Genomic DNA, 15,424 nt, shown 5'->3' on the forward strand with positions numbered 1-15,424 from the left:
TCGTCGTGGCGGCGGCGCGTGGATGCACGGCGGCAAGAAAAATATCGGGTGCAACCGCGGGGGCCCTGCCGAGCGAACACACAGGTGAACCCTTATCGGAGGAAGGAGGTCGATGAGCTCCGACGACGAGCTCGCCGAGCGCTTACGCGACGGCGACGAGACGGCATTACGGATGGCGTACGACCGGCATGGCGCCGCCGTGCTGTACCTGGCCCAGCGGCTGCTGGGCAACCGGGCCGACGCCGAGGACGTCACCCAGCTGACGTTCGTGGCGGCGTGGACCGGCCGGGACGGCTTCGATCCCCAACGCGGGAGCGTGCTGGGCTGGCTGCTCGGCATCGCCCGGCGCAAGGCCGTCGACCGGCTGCGGTCGGCGGCCCGGGAGCAGCGGACGGCCGAGGTCGTCCAGGCTCAGCAACCACCACCGCCGGATCCGGAGCACACCCCCGAGCAGACGGTCGACCGCCTCGTGGTGGCCGACGAGCTCTCCCGGCTGCCGGCCGAGCAACGGCGCACACTGGAGTTGGCGTTCTTCGACGATCTCACTCATCCACAGATAGCGGCGGTCACCGGACTGCCGCTCGGTACGGTCAAGAGCCATATCCGCCGGGGAATGGCCAACCTGCGACGTCGTTGGGAGGTGGACGGTGCAACATTTGGATCCCGATCGGCTGGTCCTACTCGCGCTCTCTGAAGAACTCGAGGAACTCAGCGAAGCCGATCACCTGACGCAGTGCGACGTCTGCCGACACGAGATGCAGGCCCTTCGGCACGTGGCCGAGCTCGGCTCGGGCGGCCAGGAGCTGCGTGACCTGCCCCCGCCGCCCGAGCACGTCTGGCAGGCCATCGAGGCCGAGGTGACGCGGGCCCCCGCTCCGGTCCGGGCGATCCGCACGGAAGTACCGCGACCTCGCCGCTCACGCCCACGGTGGCTGACGCCGGTGCTCGCCGCGGCCGCCGCGGCGGTCCTCGCGGTGGCCGGCGTGATCGCCGTCGACCGGCTCACCGGCCCGCCGGCGGAGCAGGTCTTGGCGCGGGCCACGCTCACGCCGCTGAAGACGGTGCCGACCGACGCCGGCGGTGACGTGCAGGTGCTCTCCGACGGGCAGCTGCGCATCGACGTCCGCAACCTGCCGCTGACCACCGGCTTCCACGAGGTGTGGCTGCTCGACCCGAAGGAGCCCGGGAAGATGGTGGCCATCGGCAACCTGTCCGACAAGCCGGACGCGCTGCTGCCGGTGCCGCCGGGCACCGACCTCAAGCGGTTCAACCTGGTCGACGTCAGCGACGAGCCGCACGACGGCGACGCCACCCACTCGGGTCGCAGCCTGCTGCGCGGAACTCTGACGAGTTAGGTGCATCCAACCGGCGACCGCCGGGCGAAGTACGGGGTGGTGGCACCGAGGCCACCATCCCGTACCGGAAAGGACGCTCGAATGAGGATCACCCGAGTCGCCGCCGTCGCAACCGCGGCCATCGTCGCCTCCGCCCTTACCGCCGTCCCGGCCAGCGCCCACCCCAAGACCAAGCCGCTGGGCACCAGGTCTCTGGCCGCGGTGCTGACCGCGGACAAGAGCGGCTTCGACCGCAACGGTTACGACTACGACATCCTGACCGCCGCCGTGCAGGCCGTCCTCAAGGCCAAGCCGGCCAGCCCGGTCAAGGTGCTGGCCGACGGCAAGACCGCGGTCACCGCGTTCATCCCCAACGACCTGGCCTTCCGCCGGCTCGTGGCCGACATCCAGCACACGAGGAAGCTGCCGGGCGAGAAGGCGGCCTTCACCGCGGTCACCGGGCTCGGCATCAACACCGTCGAGTCGGTCCTGCTCTACCACGTCGTCCCGGGCGCCACGATCGACCGCAAGGCCGCCCTCAAGGCCGACGGGGCCAAGCTGAAGACCGCCGCCGGTTCGACCGTCAAGGTCGACGTCTACGGCCGCTGGTACAAGCGCATCGCGCTGATCGACGCCGACCGTAACGACCGCAACCCGCGGGTCAACCGGTTCGACGTCAACAAGGGCAACAAGCAGATCGCTCACGGCATCGACCGGGTGCTCCGCCCGATCGACCTGCCCTGACCCTTCTCCCAGCTCCGGGCGCGGACCACACCGGTCCGCGCCCGGTTCTCTTTGCCCGAGCTGGTACATCTTGGCCCCGCCCGGACCGCGGGCGCGTGGGTGGCGTCGTCCGGCATGAGCAACGCAACGGTGGAGCGCCTGATCGGCACCCCCGATCGCGATGACCGGCGCGGTCGAGGATGGCGACGACTACACCGAGCTGTCCTCGATGATCGCCGATCTGCACGCCCGGAGTCCCGAGTTCGTGCGGCTCTGGGATGCCCCACCGGCTCCGGGCGGCCACGCCGACCGGTTGCGGGTGCCGAGCCCGGTCCACGGCCACCTGGACCTTGATCTGGACGTTCTGACGCTCAACCCGGGCGATCTGCGCATCGTCGTCTACACCGAGCCCTGACTGCGCGGGAAGTCTGTGGCGTCCCGGTCGGCCTGGTTCGAGACTGTGCCGATGACTCGATTCTTTTTCGTCGATGTGTTTGCGGAGCGGCCGTTGACCGGCAACCCGCTCGCCCTGGTGCCGGACGCCGATGAGCTGAGCGTGCCGCAGATGCAAGCGATCGCCCGTGAGTTCAACCAGTCGGAGACCACGTTCCTGCTGCGGCCCACCGACGACGGCGCCGACTGGTGGTTGCGCTCGTTCACCCCGGCCGGGGTCGAAGTCGACGGCGCCGGTCACAACGCGCTGGGCGCCTGGCTGTGGCTGGCCGACCAGGGACTCACCGGCGACGAGCCATCGGTGACGATGCGCCAGCGGATCGGCTCCGAGGTCCTCCCGGTCGAGATCCTGCGCGTGCCGGGCGAGCCGGTCCGCATCGTCATGGACCAGGGCGAGCCCCGCTTCGGTGAGAGGGTCACCGACGGCGAACGGCTGGCCGCCGCGCTCGGGCTCGTTCCGGACGACCTCGCGGCCGTCGCCCAGGTCGTGTCGACCGGCGTCGGCCATCTGCTGGTCCCGCTGATCAGCCGGGAGACGGTCGACGCGAGCGTGGCCCAGAACCGTGAGCTGGCGGCGATCCTGGCCGAGGCCGGCGGGGAGGGCTGCTATCTGTTCACCACCGACGGCGACGACGGCGCGAGCGCGTACACCCGGTTCTTCAATCCCACCGTGGGCATCGCCGAGGACCCGGCGACCGGCACCGCGGCGGGCCCACTCGCCGTCGCTCTCATCCGCTCCGGTCACGTGCCGGCCGGCGACCCCGTCCTGATCGAGCAGGGGCACCGGCTCGGCCGCCCGAGCCGGATCCGGGTCGACGTGACCGGCGACCGGGTGCGGCTCTCCGGATCCGGGGTCATCACCGCGTCGGGGGAGCTCCGGCTGTGAGCAACCGGGCGGCGTCGCGGACCGGCGGGAGGCCGTAGAAGCGGCGGTACTCCCGGTTGAACTGGCTGGCACTGGCGTAGCCGACGGCCTGGGCCGCCTGGGCCGCGGTGGCCGTTCCGTTCAGCAGCAACCGGCGGGCCTCCTGCAGGCGCAGCTGCTTCTGGAACTGCAGCGGGCTCATGCCGGTCGCCGTCTTGAAGTGGCGGTGCAGGGTGGCCGGGCTCATGTGGGCCCGCGCGGCCAGGTCGCCGACGCTCAGCGGTTGCCGGTAGTGCCCGACCAGCCAGGAGGCGGCCGCGCGGACCCGGGCGGCGGCGGTGTCGGTGCGCGCCCACTGCCGCAGCACCGGCCCGAGCGGACCGGTCGCCAGCCGGTAGAGGATCTCGCCCTCGATCCGCCCGGCCAGGGCCCTGATGTCGCGCGGGGAGTCGAGCAGGCCGGCCCAGCGGGTGACCGCGTCGACGATCTCGGGGGTCATCGGCGCGGTCGTCTGCATCTCGACCAGCTCCGGCGGGTCCGCGTCGAGCAGGACGTCGTCCAGGGCCCGGCCCTCGAGACTCAGGACCACCGCCCTGTACGGCACGCGCTCGAACACCGCGGTGACCGGCATGGCCACCGAGTTGAGGAACATGTCCCCGGTGCCGACCACCCAGCTGCGCTCGCCGGCGACGGTGCGCTTGGCCCCGCCGACGATGAAGCAGATCATCGGCGTGTACATCAGGTCGGCCGGCATGATCGGCTCGTCCAGCGCGACCAGGCTCTGCCGGGGCACGGCGGTCGACGTGCCGAAGCCGGTGCTGTGCCGTTCGACCAGGTCGACGAGGCGCTCGAACATGAGACTCCCTTGAGAGGATCGGGCAATCCTATGCGAGTCGCAGCCCATGGCGCGACGTGATCGCGCTCCTAGCGTTGAGGCATGCAGAAACGCGAACTGGGACAGCAAGGCCTGCGGGTCAGCGCGATCGGGCTGGGCACGATGGGCATGACGATGGCCTACGGCGCGGCCGACGAGGCGGGCGGCATCGCCACCATCCGCCGGGCGTACGAGCTGGGGGTGACGTTCTTCGACACGGCCGAGCTGTACGGCGGCGGCACCGGCAGCAATGAGCAATTGGTCGGCCGCGCCGTCAAGGACTTCCGGGACGACGTGGTGATCGCCACCAAGTTCGGCTTCGACCTGAGCGATCCCGCCAACGTCGGCGTCGGGCTGGACAGCCGGCCCGCGCACATCCGCGAGGTGACCGAGAACAGCCTGCGCCACCTCGGCACGGACGTCATCGACGTGCTCTACCAGCACCGGGTCGACCCGGACGTGCCGATCGAGGACGTGGCGGGCACCGTCGGCGAGCTGATCGCCGAGGGCAAGGTCCGGTTCTTCGGGCTCAGCGAGGCCGGCCCCGACGTCATCCGGCGCGCTCACGCCGTACAGCCGGTCTCGGTCCTGCAGACCGAGTACTCGGTCTTCGAACGGGCCGTGGAGGCGGAGGTCCTGCCGGCCGTCCGCGAGCTCGGCATCGGCTTCGTGCCCTACTCGCCGCTGGGCCGCGGCTTTCTCACCGGCTCGGTCAAGCCCGCCGCGGACTACCCGGCCGACGACATGCGCAGCTTCGACGACCGCTGGCAACCAGGCAACTACGAGAAGAACCTGGCGGCCGTACGGGATCTGAGCGCGCTCGCCGAGAGCAAGGGCATCGCCGTCACCCAACTGGCCCTGGCCTGGCTGCTCGCCCAGGGCCCCGACATCGTGCCGATCCCCGGCACCCGCAGCCCCCACCGGCTGGCCGAGAACGTGGCCGCGGCCGACGTCACCCTGACCGCCGCCGACCTGGCCCGCATCCAGGAGATCCTGCCCCACGGCGGCTTCGGCGCCCGCTACCCGGAGGTGATGCTCCCGACCTGGTGACAGGTGGCGATACCGTCACTGCTCGTGGAGCGAACCCTGTCGATATTGCTGTTCGTCCCCGTCGTCGTGGTGACGGTGCTGGCGTTCGCGGCGGTCATCCGGCGGCTGCTCGGTGTGCGGGTGGGGCTGGTGCGGGCGCTGCTGGCCGCGGTGCTGGCCATGCTGGTGACGGCGCCGATCCTGTCGGCGTTCGCGCCCGCCGACCCGGCGGAGGTCGGCGGGGGCGAGGCGTTCCTGCTCGCCACGGCCTCGCTCGTGGTGGCCGTTCTGCTGGCCATGGTGGCGCTGGTCGTGCTCGAGGTGCTGCTGCCGACGGGGTCGCTGCCGGGTCCGGTCGAGGCCGTACGGGGTGTGCGGCGCCGGATCGAGCGGACCCGCCGCTATTCGACGATCGTGCGGATCGCGTTGCGGCACGGCCTCGGCCGGTTCCTGCGGGGCCGGCCGCAGCCGGGCCCGACGTCGGCGGCGGCGCGGCGGCGGCTGGCCCGCTCGCTGCGGGCCGCCCTGGACGAGGGCGGCGTCACCTTCGTGAAGATCGGGCAGCTGTTGTCGACCCGGCGTGATCTGCTGCCGGCCGAGTTCATCGACGAGCTGACCGCGTTGCAGGACAAGGCGACCCCGGTACCGTGGCCGGAGATCGAGGCGGTCCTCGCGGCCGAGCTGGGCCGGCCGGTGGCCGAGGTCTTCGCCGAGATCGACCCGGCGCCGATGGCCGCCGCGTCGGTGGCCCAGGTGCACCGGGCCCGGCTGGCCGGCGGGGCCGAGGTGGTCGTGAAGGTGCAGCGGCCGGGCATCGCCCGCGTGGTCGAGCGCGACCTGGACATCCTGCTCCGCTTCGGCGACATGCTGGAGGACCGGACGGCCTGGGGGCGGGCCTTCGGCGTCCGCGGTCTCGCGTCCGGTTTCGCGGCGGCGCTCCGCGAGGAGCTCGACTTCACCGTCGAGCGCGACAACCTGCAGGCCATGGCGGCCGCGCTGGCGGCTTCGCCCGGGCGAGGGGTACGCGTGCCCGGGGCGTACCCGGCCCTCGGCTCGGAACGGGTCCTCGTGATGGACCGCCTGCCCGGCACGCCGCTGGGCGCGGCCGCCCCGGTGCTGGCCCGCCTCGACGACCGTCGGCGGGCCGGGATCGCGGCCGGCCTGCTCGACAGCATGCTCGACCAGATCCTGGTCCACGGCCTCTTCCACGTCGACCTGCACCCGGGCAACCTGCTGCTCGACGAGGACGGCACGCTGGGCATGCTCGACCTGGGCTCGGTGGGCCGGATCGACGCGGTGACCCGCACCGCGATCGGCCGGCTGCTCCTGGCCGTCGGCCGCGGCGACTCGGTGGCGGTCACCGACGCGCTGCTGCAACTGCTCGACCGGCCCGACGATGTGGACGAGCGGGAGCTGCAGCGGGTGGTGGGTGCGCTGATCGTGCGGTACGCGGCGCCGGGCAGCACCGTCGGCGTCGCGGCGGTCACCGCGCTGCTGACCACGTTCGCCGCGCACGGCCTCGGCGTTCCGGCGCCCGTGGCGGCCGTGTTCCGGGCCGTCACGACGCTGGAGGGCACGCTCTCCCTCGTACACCCGGAATTTGACCTTGTCGGTCAGGCCCGGGCCTCGGCCGGCCGCCGCATTGCCGACACCCTCACCCCGGACAACCTGCGCGACGCGCTGGAGCAGGAGCTGACCACCCTGCTGCCGATGCTGCGCGGCCTCCCCCGCCGCCTCGACCGGATCGGCGACGCGGTCGAGCACGGCCGGCTGCGCTTCAACGTCCGCCTGTTCGCCGACGATCAGGACCGGCGGCTGGTCACCGGCCTGCTTCACCAGACCCTGCTCACCATCATCGGCGCCACCGCCGGTGTGATGGCCGCCCTGCTGCTCGGCACCGACGGCGGCCCTCGGGTCAGCGACGGGGTCGCCCTGTTCCCGCTGCTGGGCTACGGCCTGCTGGTCGTCTCGGCCGTCCTGGTCCTGCGCGTGCTGGTCACCGTCTTCCGCCCCGACTGACGATAACCATTGACATCGATGTCACTCGATGCCTAGCGTCGCCGTAAGAGCGCTCTCTCCCGATGCAGAGGAGCCCGTGTGCGTACGCTGTCGAAAATTGCCACGGCCGTGCTGATAACGTCGGCCGTCCTGGTGCCGGCGGCCCCGGCCGCCGCCGCGACGATCTGCAATCGCTACTGCGACGGCCGGGACGCGGCGTCGGCGCCCGGGGACCGGGTCGCCGTGAGCAGCACGCTCTACGGCCGGACGTTCAAGCTCCACCTCAATGACACCGACGCGATGGCCTGGGCCTCGGTCGAGGGCGGGCGGGCGGCCGACGAGGTGTGGATCGACCGCTCCTTCGACGGCGGGCGCTCGTGGGCGGGCGATTCCAAGCTCGGCGACACCACGGTTCCGGCCGGGGGCACCGGATGGCGCACCGGTCAGTACAACGTGGACGACTGGAACACCAACGGGGTCGGGGCCCTGCGCGCCTGCGGCAAGGCCGGCGACCGGCCGGAGATCAGCTGCACCGCGTGGGCCCGCAGCACCTGGAACGCGTGGGACCGGCGCACGGCCGCGGCCACCGCGCTGATGATGCGCTTCGACCGCGGCACCGGCCTGTTCGACGGCAACGGCTGGTGGACCGGGGCCAACGCGCTCACCGCGGTCATCGGCAACCTGCAGCGCAGCGGCCTGCGCAGCTACCAGTACGCGATCGCGGCCACCTACGACAAGAACGTCAACGCCCGGCAGGGCCAGTTCCGCAACGAGTTCCTGGACGACACCGGCTGGTGGGGCTTGGCCTGGGTGGCCGCCTACGACGTGACCGGCGACAGCCGCTACCTGGCCACCGCCCGGGCCGACGCCGACTGGATGCACAGCTACTGGGACGGCACCTGCGGCGGCGGCGTCTGGTGGAAGACCGACCGCAAGAACAAGAACGCCATCGAGAACAGCCTGTACATCCAGCTCAACGCCATGCTCAGCCAGCGCCTGGCCGGCGACACCACCTACCGGGACCGGGCCCGCGCCGGCTGGTCATGGTTCCAGAGCACCGGCATGCTCAACGGCTCGAACCTGGTCAACGACGGGATCAACCTGAGCACCTGCAAGAACAACGGCGACGTGACGTGGACGTACAACCAGGGTGTCCTGATCAACGGGCTGGTCCAGCTCAACAAGCTGACCGGCGACGCCACCGCGCTGGCCACCGCCCGGCGCATCGGCGACGCGATGACCACCAGCACCTACCTGTCCCCGAACGGCATCCTGCGCGAGCCGAACGAGCCCGACTCCTGCGGCGGCGACGGCGCCTCGTTCAAGGGCGCGGCGATCCGCGGCCTGGGCGTGCTCAACACGGCCGTCGGCGGCGCGTACAACGCGTACCTGACCCGCAACGCCGACAGCGCGTACGGCAAGAGCCGCGACAGCCTCGACCTGTACGGCTCGCACTGGACCGGCCCGTTCGCCGGAACCAACCACAGCTGCCAGCACAGCGCCCTCGACCTGCTGAACGCCGCGCCGTGACGGCCGACGGGGCGGAACGGACCGCGTCCGGCGCCGGCATGATGCGGGCGCTGGAGGCGCACGCCCCGCAACCGCTGTTCGACGACCCGCTCGCCGAGCGGTTCCTGACCGGCTGGCCCGCGTACGTCACCCGCCACCGGGTTCTGCGGCGGGTCTTCCTGAGCCTGCTGGAGCGCGCCGGGCCGGGCTTCTACGGCGCCGTCGTCTGCCGCACCCGCGCCATCGACGACGCGTGCCGGCAAGCGCTCGCGCAGGGCATCGAACAGGTCGTCATCATCGGGGCGGGCATGGACACCCGCCCCTACCGCATGCCGGAGATGGCCGCCGCCTCGGTGGTGGAGCTCGACCTGCCGACGGTTCAAAAGGCCAAGAAGACCGCGGTGGTACGGGTCCTGGACGCGCTGCCGGCCCATGTGCGGTACGCCCCGATCGACCTGACGAAGCAACCGGTGGACGCCGGCTTCGACCAGCCGGTCCTGCTGCTGTGCGAGGCGGTGAGCATGTACTTGCCACGGGAGGCGGCCGAAAAACTGCTCACGTACGCCGGCGGACAACCCGCCGGCAGCCGATTCGTCCTGACCTACCTGCCGCAAGCAGTGGCCGCTGACCCGCGCCACGGCGGCTGGGCCCGCCGCCTGCACTGGCGGACCGCCTTCGACCCGGCCGAGCTGCAGGACCGGCTGGCTGGTCAGGGCCTGTCGGTGCTCGCCGACCTCGGTGCCGAGGAATATCAGGAGCAGCTCCTGCGGCCCCTCGGCCGCACGCTGGCGGTGTTCCCGGGCGAGCGCACGGTGATCGCGTCAAAGAACCACCACTAGCACGGCGGCCAGCGTCACGGCCGCCGCAAGCGTCCGCACCCGGTCTGCGCGCAGCAGCCGGCGCAGGACAACCGGATCGCGGCCGCGCCCGAGCCGCCCGTGAGCAGGCGCGGCCACCAGCGCCGTCACCAGGAACGCGACGGCCGTCCCGGCCACCGCCACCCAGGTCCAGCCCCCCGGCGCCGACCACAACGCCCACCCGCCGGTGACGAGCAGCGCCCCGTAGACCACGACGACGACCGGGGTGATAGCCCGGGAATGGGCCCGGTGAGCCGGTATCCACTGCTCCGGCGGCGTTCGCGCCAGCGCCGGATAGACCACCGCCGTCACGGTGACCTGAAAACCCAGATGGACGGCGGCTGCAGCAAGCAGCGCCGTCTCGGCAGATACCACCCGTCTATGATCCCGTCCACGACTCTCGCTCGGATCAGGAGGGCGCAGACGCCCGCCAACCGCGGTCCCGGCGCCTCCGCGGTTCGAGGCCTTGGCGACCCGGCAGGCTCGCCCCGGGCCCCGTCCACGTCGACGCCTCACCGGTCACGCGGCCGCCGCTACGGGCGATCCACCGTGTGGCGGCTCTGCCACCCGCCGCCGTCGTCGTCATCCCACAAGGGCTCGGACGGGCGCCTGCGGGTCTCGCTGCGCCGGGGCCAGGCGACCCTGCCCGGCGGCTGAGGCAAGGATCCGTCACCCGTTGCCGTTGTGGGCGGATCGGGTCCAGGCGGGGCTGCGTCCCGGTCAGAGGTACTTGGCCAGGGTGCTGGCGATCTCGGCCCGCATCGGGTCGGGGTCGGCCCAGCTCCAATTGGGGTGGGCGCGGTTGGTCATCAACGACAGCACGAGCTTGCGGCGCGGGTCGACCAGCAGCGAGGTACCGGTGAAACCGGTGTGGCCGAACGTCGTGGGCGACGACAGGGCGCCCATGAACCACGGCTGGCGCAGCGTCACGCCGAGACCGTGGTCGGACGGGCGGCCCGGCCGCTCCGGGTCGACCGCGGGCAGGCCGGCGTTGTAGTTGGTCAGCATCTGCTTGACGATCGAGGCCGACAGCAGGCGCTTGCCGCCGTAGACGCCGCCGGCGAGCAGCATCTGGCCGGTCAGGGCGACCTCGCGGGCCGTGCCGAACAGGCCGGCGCTGCCGATCACCCCGCCCATCTGGGCCGCGATGTCGTCGTGGACGACACCGCGGAGCAGGCCGCGCGACGTCCGGGCGTCGGTGGCGGCCAGCCGGGCCGCCTGATCGGCCGCGCTCAGCCATTTCTTCGGGTTGAACCCCATGGTGGTCAGCCCCATCGGCGCGGTGATCCCGCTGCGGATGGCGGCCTCGAGGGTGGTGCCGGTGACCCGTTCGACGAGCTGACCGGCGACCATCAGCCCGGCGCTCGAATAGCGGAACGTCTTGCCCGGCACAGCGCCGCTGACCAGCGGTGTGGCCAGCACCTTGGCCCGCTGGGCGGCGACCGAGAGACCCTTGACCCCGGTGACGCCGACGGGCAGCCCGCTGGTGTGGGTCAGCAACATCCGTACGGTCACTTTGCTCTTGTTGGTCCCGGTGAAGCCGGGCAGGTAGCGGGCGACCGGCGCGTCCAGGACGATCTTGCCCCGGTCGACCTGCTGGAGCAGCGCGATGGAGACGTACACCTTGGTCAGCGAGGCCAGGTCGAAGATCGAGTCCGTCCGCATCGCGACCCGCTTGGCCGCCGGGAGCTCGACCGGACCGGCGCCGTACCGCAGCGCGTGACCGACCGCGAGGTTGGCCGTCGTCGAGTTGTTGACCATGACGACCAGGGCGGCGCCGGCGTACGTCGGGTGTTTCGGGTTGGCCGGGGTGGGCTTCAGATATTTGGTCAGCACCGCCTTGAGCGGGGCGACATAGGCGGGCGTGGCCGCGGCGGCGGTGACGCCACCACCCGTACCACCGCCTGTCTGCCCGTCGACCCAGTCGTTGCGGTCACGGCCGCAGCCGGCCACAGTGGCGGTGAGCGCGGCGGCGCCGGCGCTCAGGACATGGCGGCGGGTCACAGACATGCCCGAGATCATAGGGGTAACCGCGTCACCACGTCAGGGACGCGGGGCACGGGCATCGATGCCGAACAGGGCCGCGGCATTGCCCGACATGAACCCTTCGGGGTTCGGGAACTCGCCGAGGAAGGCCGTGATCTCGCCCTGGGTCGGCTGCTGGAACGGATAGTCCGTGGAGAAGATCAGCCGGTCCGGGGTGGTCACCGACAGGGCGTGCCGCAGCAGCGCCGGGTTGAGCATCCCGGACGTCGTGATGTGGAAGTTCGAGCGCACGTAGTCCGACACCGGCCGGGGCAGGCCGGCGACCCGGGACAGGCTGTCCGCCCGGTCCAGCCAGAACAGCAGCATCTCGCCCCAGTGCCCGAGCACCATCTGCAGATCCGGGTGCCGGTCGAACGTACCGCGCAGGATGAGACGCAGCGCCGCCGTCGCCGTGTCGAGATGCCACCCCCAGCCGAAGGTGGCCAGGGCAAGCTCCGTCATCGGGTCGAAGCCGCGGTACGAGGCGTCGCGTACCGCCCGCGACGGCAGTTGGGGGTGCAGGAACACCGGCTGGCCGAGCCGGGCCGCCGCCGCGAAGAAGTCGTCGTAGGCCGGGTCGTCCAGCATCAGCGGGCCCGAGCGCCCGTAGACCATCGTGCCCACGTGGCCCAGGCCGGCCGCGCGTTCCAGCTCGGCCGCGACCTCGCCCGGCGCCGACATGGGCAGCGTCGACATCGCGCGGAATCGATCCGGGTGCGCCGCGACGGCGGCCGCCGCCACGTCATTGGCGGCGCGACTCAGCCGTACGGCCTCCTCGGGGTCGAGGGTCTGGGTGCCCGGCGGGGTCAGGGCGAGCACGGCGAGGTCGATGCCCTGGGCGTCCATCGCCGCGATCCGGCCGGCGCCGAGGTCCCGCAGGCGCTCCTGATGGTCACCCAGGTCGTTGAAGGCCAGGCTGTCGTCCTGCCCGTCGCGTGGCGCGCTGCGCAGCGCCGACGTCAGCTCCGGCATGATCCAGTGTTCTTCGATCGCGATGAGAGTCATGGCCCAAGAGTCGATCGTCGTTTTTCGGGGTGAGGACAGGACGTAAAATCATCTCCATGGCGGCGCGGGAGATAGCAGATTCCAACATGCTGGAGCCTGATGACGTACGAATCCTGCGCGCACTTCAAATCGACCCGCGCGCCGCCTTCGCCGCGGTCGGGTCGGCCCTGGGCCTGTCCGAGATGACGGTCGCCCGCCGCTACCGCCGGATGCACCGCGCCGGCCTTCTGCGGGTCGTCGGCGTCGTCGACCCCGGCGCGCTCGGCCAGAGTCAATGGATGGTGCGGCTGCGCTGCCGGCCCGGCAGCGGCGCCGCCATCGCCGACGCCCTGGCCCAGCGTGAGGACGTCAGCTGGGTGACGCTGGCCGCGGCCGGCTCCGAGGTGACCTGCGCCGTCCGCTCTCGGTCGGCGGGTGAGCGCGACGACCTGCTCGGCCGCCGCCTGCCCCGGGCTGCCGCAGTGCTGGACGTGCAGGCGGCGGTGCAGCTGCGCCAGTTCGTCGCCGGGCGCGGGCACTACTGGGCCGCCCTGGCCGGCGTGCTGACCCCCGACGAGGAGGCGGCCCTCGGCTCGACCGGCGCGAGCCCGTTCACCGAACGCCCGGTCGTCCGCGACCAGCCGGCCGCCCTGAGCACCCAGGACGACCAGCTCCTGGCCGCCCTGGCCGCCGACGGCCGGGCCAGCCTGGTCGACCTCGGCGCCGCCGCCGGCCTCACCCCGGGCCGGGCGTCCCGCCGCCTCCAGGCGCTGCTGAACGAGGGCGTGCTCTACCTCGACGTGGAGATCGCCCCGGTCGCCCTCGGCTTGCACGCCCGAGCCAACCTCCTACTGCGGGTGCATCCGGCTCACCTCAAAACCGTCGGCCGTACGCTCGCGCGGATGCCCGAAGTCGCGTTCGCCGCCGCCGTCTCGGGCCCCCACAACCTGCACGCCGTCGTGCACAGCCGCGACCTCGACGGCCTGTTCGAGTTCACCACCGACCGGGTCGGCCCGCTCCCCGGCGTCGAGGCGCTGGAGGTCGCACCCACCTGGCGCCAGATCAAACAGGTCGGCACCCGCGTCGACGGCGACCGACTGACGCCGGCTCAGCGGGGCTGATTGGCGCCGAGCACCCCGGCCGTACGAGCGTCGAGCGCGACGGCCTGCGCGAGCAGAGCCTGCAACTGGGCGGTGTAGACGGCGACCAGCTGCGCGCCAGCGGCCGCCCCGAACACCGAGACCACCGCCGCCGGCGCGAAGACCGTCCCCGCCGCCAGGTTGACGATCAGCCCCTGCCCGGTGGCCGCGGCGACGATCTGCTGCAGCGAGACCTGCAAAGCCCGGGCCGTGTCGGCGTGCTGTTGCAGGGCCACGCCGATCTGCCGGCACGGCGGCTCGGCGGCGGAGACCTCGGTCACCAGCACGGTGGCCCGCTGCCGGGCCGCCTCCGCGGCCGTTCCCGACCGCCAGGCGTCCTCGACCTCCTGCCGGCCGCGCACCAGCTGATCCCCGGCCCCGGCGATGCCGCCGGCCAGCGCGGTCCACTCGGCCGCGCTCGCGGCCACCAGTTCCGTGTTCATCTGAGCGAGCAGCTGAAGATTCATCGCGGCTGCACCTGCCGGTAGCGCTCCGCGACGTGCTCATCGATGACCTGATACTCGTCGGCGGACGTGCCGAGCCCCGCCGCGAACACGTGCACCTGCGCACCGAGCTGCGTCAGATGAGCCACCCAGATCGCCGCGGTCGCCGCCAGGCGCCCCTCGGTGATCCACCCGACCATCGCCCCACCGGGTGCGAGCTGCGCCCCGTGCGCGGCCCGGGCCGTGTCCAGCATCGTCGCGGACTGCTCGACGGTGGCCGCCGCCAGCGTCAGACCCGGGATGTCGACTTCCTGCATCGGCTGTGCCATGGGGTCCCCCTTCCCCTTCGGCACGGTACAACCGCCCCGCCCGCAATCGATCAACACCGATGATTGCCTGACCCCGCGAGGGTGTGGCTGGGCCCGCGACAGCCGCCAATACTGAGTCCATGGCCACGAAACACCAGCTCGGCGAGTTCCTCCAGACGCGGCGCGCGCAGTTGCGGCCCGAGGACGTCGGCCTGCCCACCTACGGCGACCGCCGCCGCGTGCCGGGCCTGCGCCGCGAGGAACTGGCCCAGCTGGCCGGGGTCAGCGCCCCCTACTACGCGCGGCTGGAGCAGGGCCAGGCGTCCAATGCCTCCCCGACGTCCTCGACGCGCTGGCCCGGGCGCTCGGCCTCGACGACGCCGAACGCCGGCACCTGCATCAACTGGCGGCGGGGACGCGGCGGCCACCGGCGGGCCGGCGGGTCACCCCGGAAAAGATGACCCCGGCCGTACGGCAACTGCTCCACGCGCTCGGCGAGGTGCCCACGATCGTGCTGGGCCGGCGCAGCGACGTCCTGGCCTGGAACGCGGCCGGGCACGCCCTGTTCGCCGGGCACCTCGACCGGCCGGCCCCGGAACGGCCGCGGCAACGGCCGAACATGGCCCGGCTGGTCTTCCTCGACCCGCACACCCGCGAGCTGTACGCGGCCCGACCACATCGGCTGGAACTCCCGCCTGGTCGACGGCGCCTGGGTGGCCTCCCGGCCCACCTCGCCGGCCACAGCGCCCTCGAGGTCGAACACCGCGGCGACGCCTTCGCGGTCAAACAGTGGGCGCCGTTCCCTCGCTACTGACCCACCACAGCCGCGACGGCCGTGACTTCAGTCAAAGATTGGTATACGCGATGACCGTAGGGGGACTAT

The 15,424-nt window shown here is 72.2% G+C and carries 16 protein-coding genes and 1 pseudogene; 11 read left to right on the forward strand and 6 right to left on the reverse strand.

Annotated features, from left to right (window positions below; translation table 11 throughout):
- The first annotated feature begins 112 nt into the window (after positions 1-112).
- From AB0J66_RS29660 to AB0J66_RS29680, 5 genes are all read left to right on the forward strand, one after another.
- Positions 113-694: a sigma-70 family RNA polymerase sigma factor gene (locus AB0J66_RS29660; protein ID WP_364667384.1), complete on the forward strand. Its 582-nt coding sequence runs from the start codon at positions 113-115 to the stop codon at positions 692-694.
- On the forward strand, positions 648-1,355 hold the full coding sequence (locus tag AB0J66_RS29665; RefSeq protein WP_364667387.1) for an anti-sigma factor: 708 nt from the start codon (positions 648-650) through the stop codon (positions 1,353-1,355). The genes AB0J66_RS29660 and AB0J66_RS29665 overlap by 47 nt, the downstream gene beginning before the upstream one ends.
- Before the next feature lie 81 nt (positions 1,356-1,436).
- Positions 1,437-2,078 carry a fasciclin domain-containing protein gene (locus tag AB0J66_RS29670; RefSeq protein WP_364667389.1) on the forward strand — a complete coding sequence of 214 codons (642 nt, stop codon included), beginning with the start codon at positions 1,437-1,439 and terminating at the stop codon, positions 2,076-2,078.
- Positions 2,079-2,238: 160 nt separating this feature from the next.
- Complete coding sequence (locus AB0J66_RS29675; protein WP_364667392.1) at positions 2,239-2,472, forward strand: hypothetical protein; 234 nt, start codon at positions 2,239-2,241, stop codon at positions 2,470-2,472.
- Positions 2,473-2,523: 51 nt separating this feature from the next.
- Entirely contained in the window at positions 2,524-3,396 is an 873-nt protein-coding gene (locus AB0J66_RS29680; protein WP_364667395.1) for a PhzF family phenazine biosynthesis protein, read from the forward strand.
- On the opposite strand, the gene AB0J66_RS29685 is transcribed toward AB0J66_RS29680, so the two are convergent.
- On the reverse strand, positions 3,368-4,231 hold the full coding sequence (locus tag AB0J66_RS29685) for an AraC family transcriptional regulator (RefSeq protein WP_364667398.1): 864 nt from the start codon (positions 4,229-4,231) through the stop codon (positions 3,368-3,370). The genes AB0J66_RS29680 and AB0J66_RS29685 overlap by 29 nt on opposite strands.
- A gap of 81 nt (positions 4,232-4,312) precedes the next feature.
- Between AB0J66_RS29685 and AB0J66_RS29690 the strand changes: the two genes are divergently transcribed.
- From AB0J66_RS29690 to AB0J66_RS29705, 4 genes are all read left to right on the forward strand, one after another.
- A complete protein-coding gene (locus AB0J66_RS29690) occupies positions 4,313-5,299 on the forward strand; it encodes an aldo/keto reductase (RefSeq protein WP_364667400.1) in 987 nt (328 codons plus the stop codon).
- 24 nt (positions 5,300-5,323) lie between these two features.
- Positions 5,324-7,297: an AarF/ABC1/UbiB kinase family protein gene (locus AB0J66_RS29695; RefSeq protein WP_364667403.1), complete on the forward strand. Its 1,974-nt coding sequence runs from the start codon at positions 5,324-5,326 to the stop codon at positions 7,295-7,297.
- 78 nt (positions 7,298-7,375) lie between these two features.
- Complete coding sequence (locus tag AB0J66_RS29700; protein ID WP_364667405.1) at positions 7,376-8,806, forward strand: glycoside hydrolase family 76 protein; 1,431 nt, start codon at positions 7,376-7,378, stop codon at positions 8,804-8,806.
- Complete coding sequence (locus tag AB0J66_RS29705; RefSeq protein ID WP_364667406.1) at positions 8,803-9,624, forward strand: SAM-dependent methyltransferase; 822 nt, start codon at positions 8,803-8,805, stop codon at positions 9,622-9,624. The genes AB0J66_RS29700 and AB0J66_RS29705 overlap by 4 nt, the downstream gene beginning before the upstream one ends.
- On the opposite strand, the gene AB0J66_RS29710 is transcribed toward AB0J66_RS29705, so the two are convergent.
- From AB0J66_RS29710 to AB0J66_RS29720, 3 genes are all read right to left on the reverse strand, one after another.
- Positions 9,607-10,017, reverse strand: a complete 411-nt coding sequence (locus tag AB0J66_RS29710) for a hypothetical protein (RefSeq protein WP_364667409.1) — start codon at positions 10,015-10,017, stop codon at positions 9,607-9,609. The two genes, AB0J66_RS29705 and AB0J66_RS29710, sit on opposite strands and share 18 nt — an antisense overlap.
- 345 nt (positions 10,018-10,362) lie before the next feature.
- Positions 10,363-11,652, reverse strand: a complete 1,290-nt coding sequence (locus AB0J66_RS29715; RefSeq protein WP_364667410.1) for a serine hydrolase domain-containing protein — start codon at positions 11,650-11,652, stop codon at positions 10,363-10,365.
- A 33-nt stretch (positions 11,653-11,685) separates the two neighbouring features.
- Positions 11,686-12,672: an amidohydrolase family protein gene (locus tag AB0J66_RS29720; RefSeq protein ID WP_364667412.1), complete on the reverse strand. Its 987-nt coding sequence runs from the start codon at positions 12,670-12,672 to the stop codon at positions 11,686-11,688.
- Between the two features lie 56 nt (positions 12,673-12,728).
- Between AB0J66_RS29720 and AB0J66_RS29725 the strand changes: the two genes are divergently transcribed.
- Positions 12,729-13,772 (forward strand): Lrp/AsnC family transcriptional regulator, encoded by a 1,044-nt coding sequence (locus AB0J66_RS29725; RefSeq protein WP_364667415.1) that lies wholly within the window; start codon positions 12,729-12,731, stop codon positions 13,770-13,772.
- Here AB0J66_RS29725 and AB0J66_RS29730 read toward each other — a convergent pair.
- Positions 13,760-14,257 carry a hypothetical protein gene (locus AB0J66_RS29730; RefSeq protein WP_364667417.1) on the reverse strand — a complete coding sequence of 166 codons (498 nt, stop codon included), beginning with the start codon at positions 14,255-14,257 and terminating at the stop codon, positions 13,760-13,762. The genes AB0J66_RS29725 and AB0J66_RS29730 overlap by 13 nt on opposite strands.
- The gene (locus tag AB0J66_RS29735) at positions 14,254-14,562 is read right to left on the reverse strand and encodes a hypothetical protein (protein ID WP_364667420.1); all 309 of its coding nucleotides are present in this window, start codon (positions 14,560-14,562) and stop codon (positions 14,254-14,256) included. The genes AB0J66_RS29730 and AB0J66_RS29735 overlap by 4 nt, the downstream gene beginning before the upstream one ends.
- 119 nt (positions 14,563-14,681) lie before the next feature.
- Here AB0J66_RS29735 and AB0J66_RS29740 point away from each other — a divergent pair.
- A pseudogene (locus AB0J66_RS29740) lies at positions 14,682-15,205 on the forward strand (helix-turn-helix transcriptional regulator); the annotation flags it as partial.
- Positions 15,206-15,424 lie beyond the last annotated feature (219 nt).

The organism is Actinoplanes sp. NPDC049598, assembly GCF_040675435.1.
Taxonomy (GTDB): Bacteria; Actinomycetota; Actinomycetes; order Mycobacteriales; family Micromonosporaceae; genus Actinoplanes.

Excerpts from the sequence above, each read along its gene's own strand:
- AB0J66_RS29675 (WP_364667392.1), top strand. The coding sequence starts at position 2,239 with ATGACCGGCGCGGTCGAGGATGGCGACGACTACACCGAGCTGTCCTCG.
- AB0J66_RS29670 (WP_364667389.1), top strand. The coding sequence starts at position 1,437 with ATGAGGATCACCCGAGTCGCCGCCGTCGCAACCGCGGCCATCGTCGCC.
- AB0J66_RS29730 (WP_364667417.1), bottom strand. The coding sequence starts at position 14,257 with ATGAATCTTCAGCTGCTCGCTCAGATGAACACGGAACTGGTGGCCGCG.
- AB0J66_RS29735 (WP_364667420.1), bottom strand. The coding sequence starts at position 14,562 with ATGGCACAGCCGATGCAGGAAGTCGACATCCCGGGTCTGACGCTGGCG.
- AB0J66_RS29660 (WP_364667384.1), top strand. The coding sequence starts at position 113 with ATGAGCTCCGACGACGAGCTCGCCGAGCGCTTACGCGACGGCGACGAG.
- AB0J66_RS29680 (WP_364667395.1), top strand. The coding sequence starts at position 2,524 with ATGACTCGATTCTTTTTCGTCGATGTGTTTGCGGAGCGGCCGTTGACC.
- AB0J66_RS29685 (WP_364667398.1), bottom strand. The coding sequence starts at position 4,231 with ATGTTCGAGCGCCTCGTCGACCTGGTCGAACGGCACAGCACCGGCTTC.
- AB0J66_RS29690 (WP_364667400.1), top strand. The coding sequence starts at position 4,313 with ATGCAGAAACGCGAACTGGGACAGCAAGGCCTGCGGGTCAGCGCGATC.
- AB0J66_RS29720 (WP_364667412.1), bottom strand. The coding sequence starts at position 12,672 with ATGACTCTCATCGCGATCGAAGAACACTGGATCATGCCGGAGCTGACG.
- AB0J66_RS29715 (WP_364667410.1), bottom strand. The coding sequence starts at position 11,652 with ATGTCTGTGACCCGCCGCCATGTCCTGAGCGCCGGCGCCGCCGCGCTC.
- AB0J66_RS29725 (WP_364667415.1), top strand. The coding sequence starts at position 12,729 with ATGGCGGCGCGGGAGATAGCAGATTCCAACATGCTGGAGCCTGATGAC.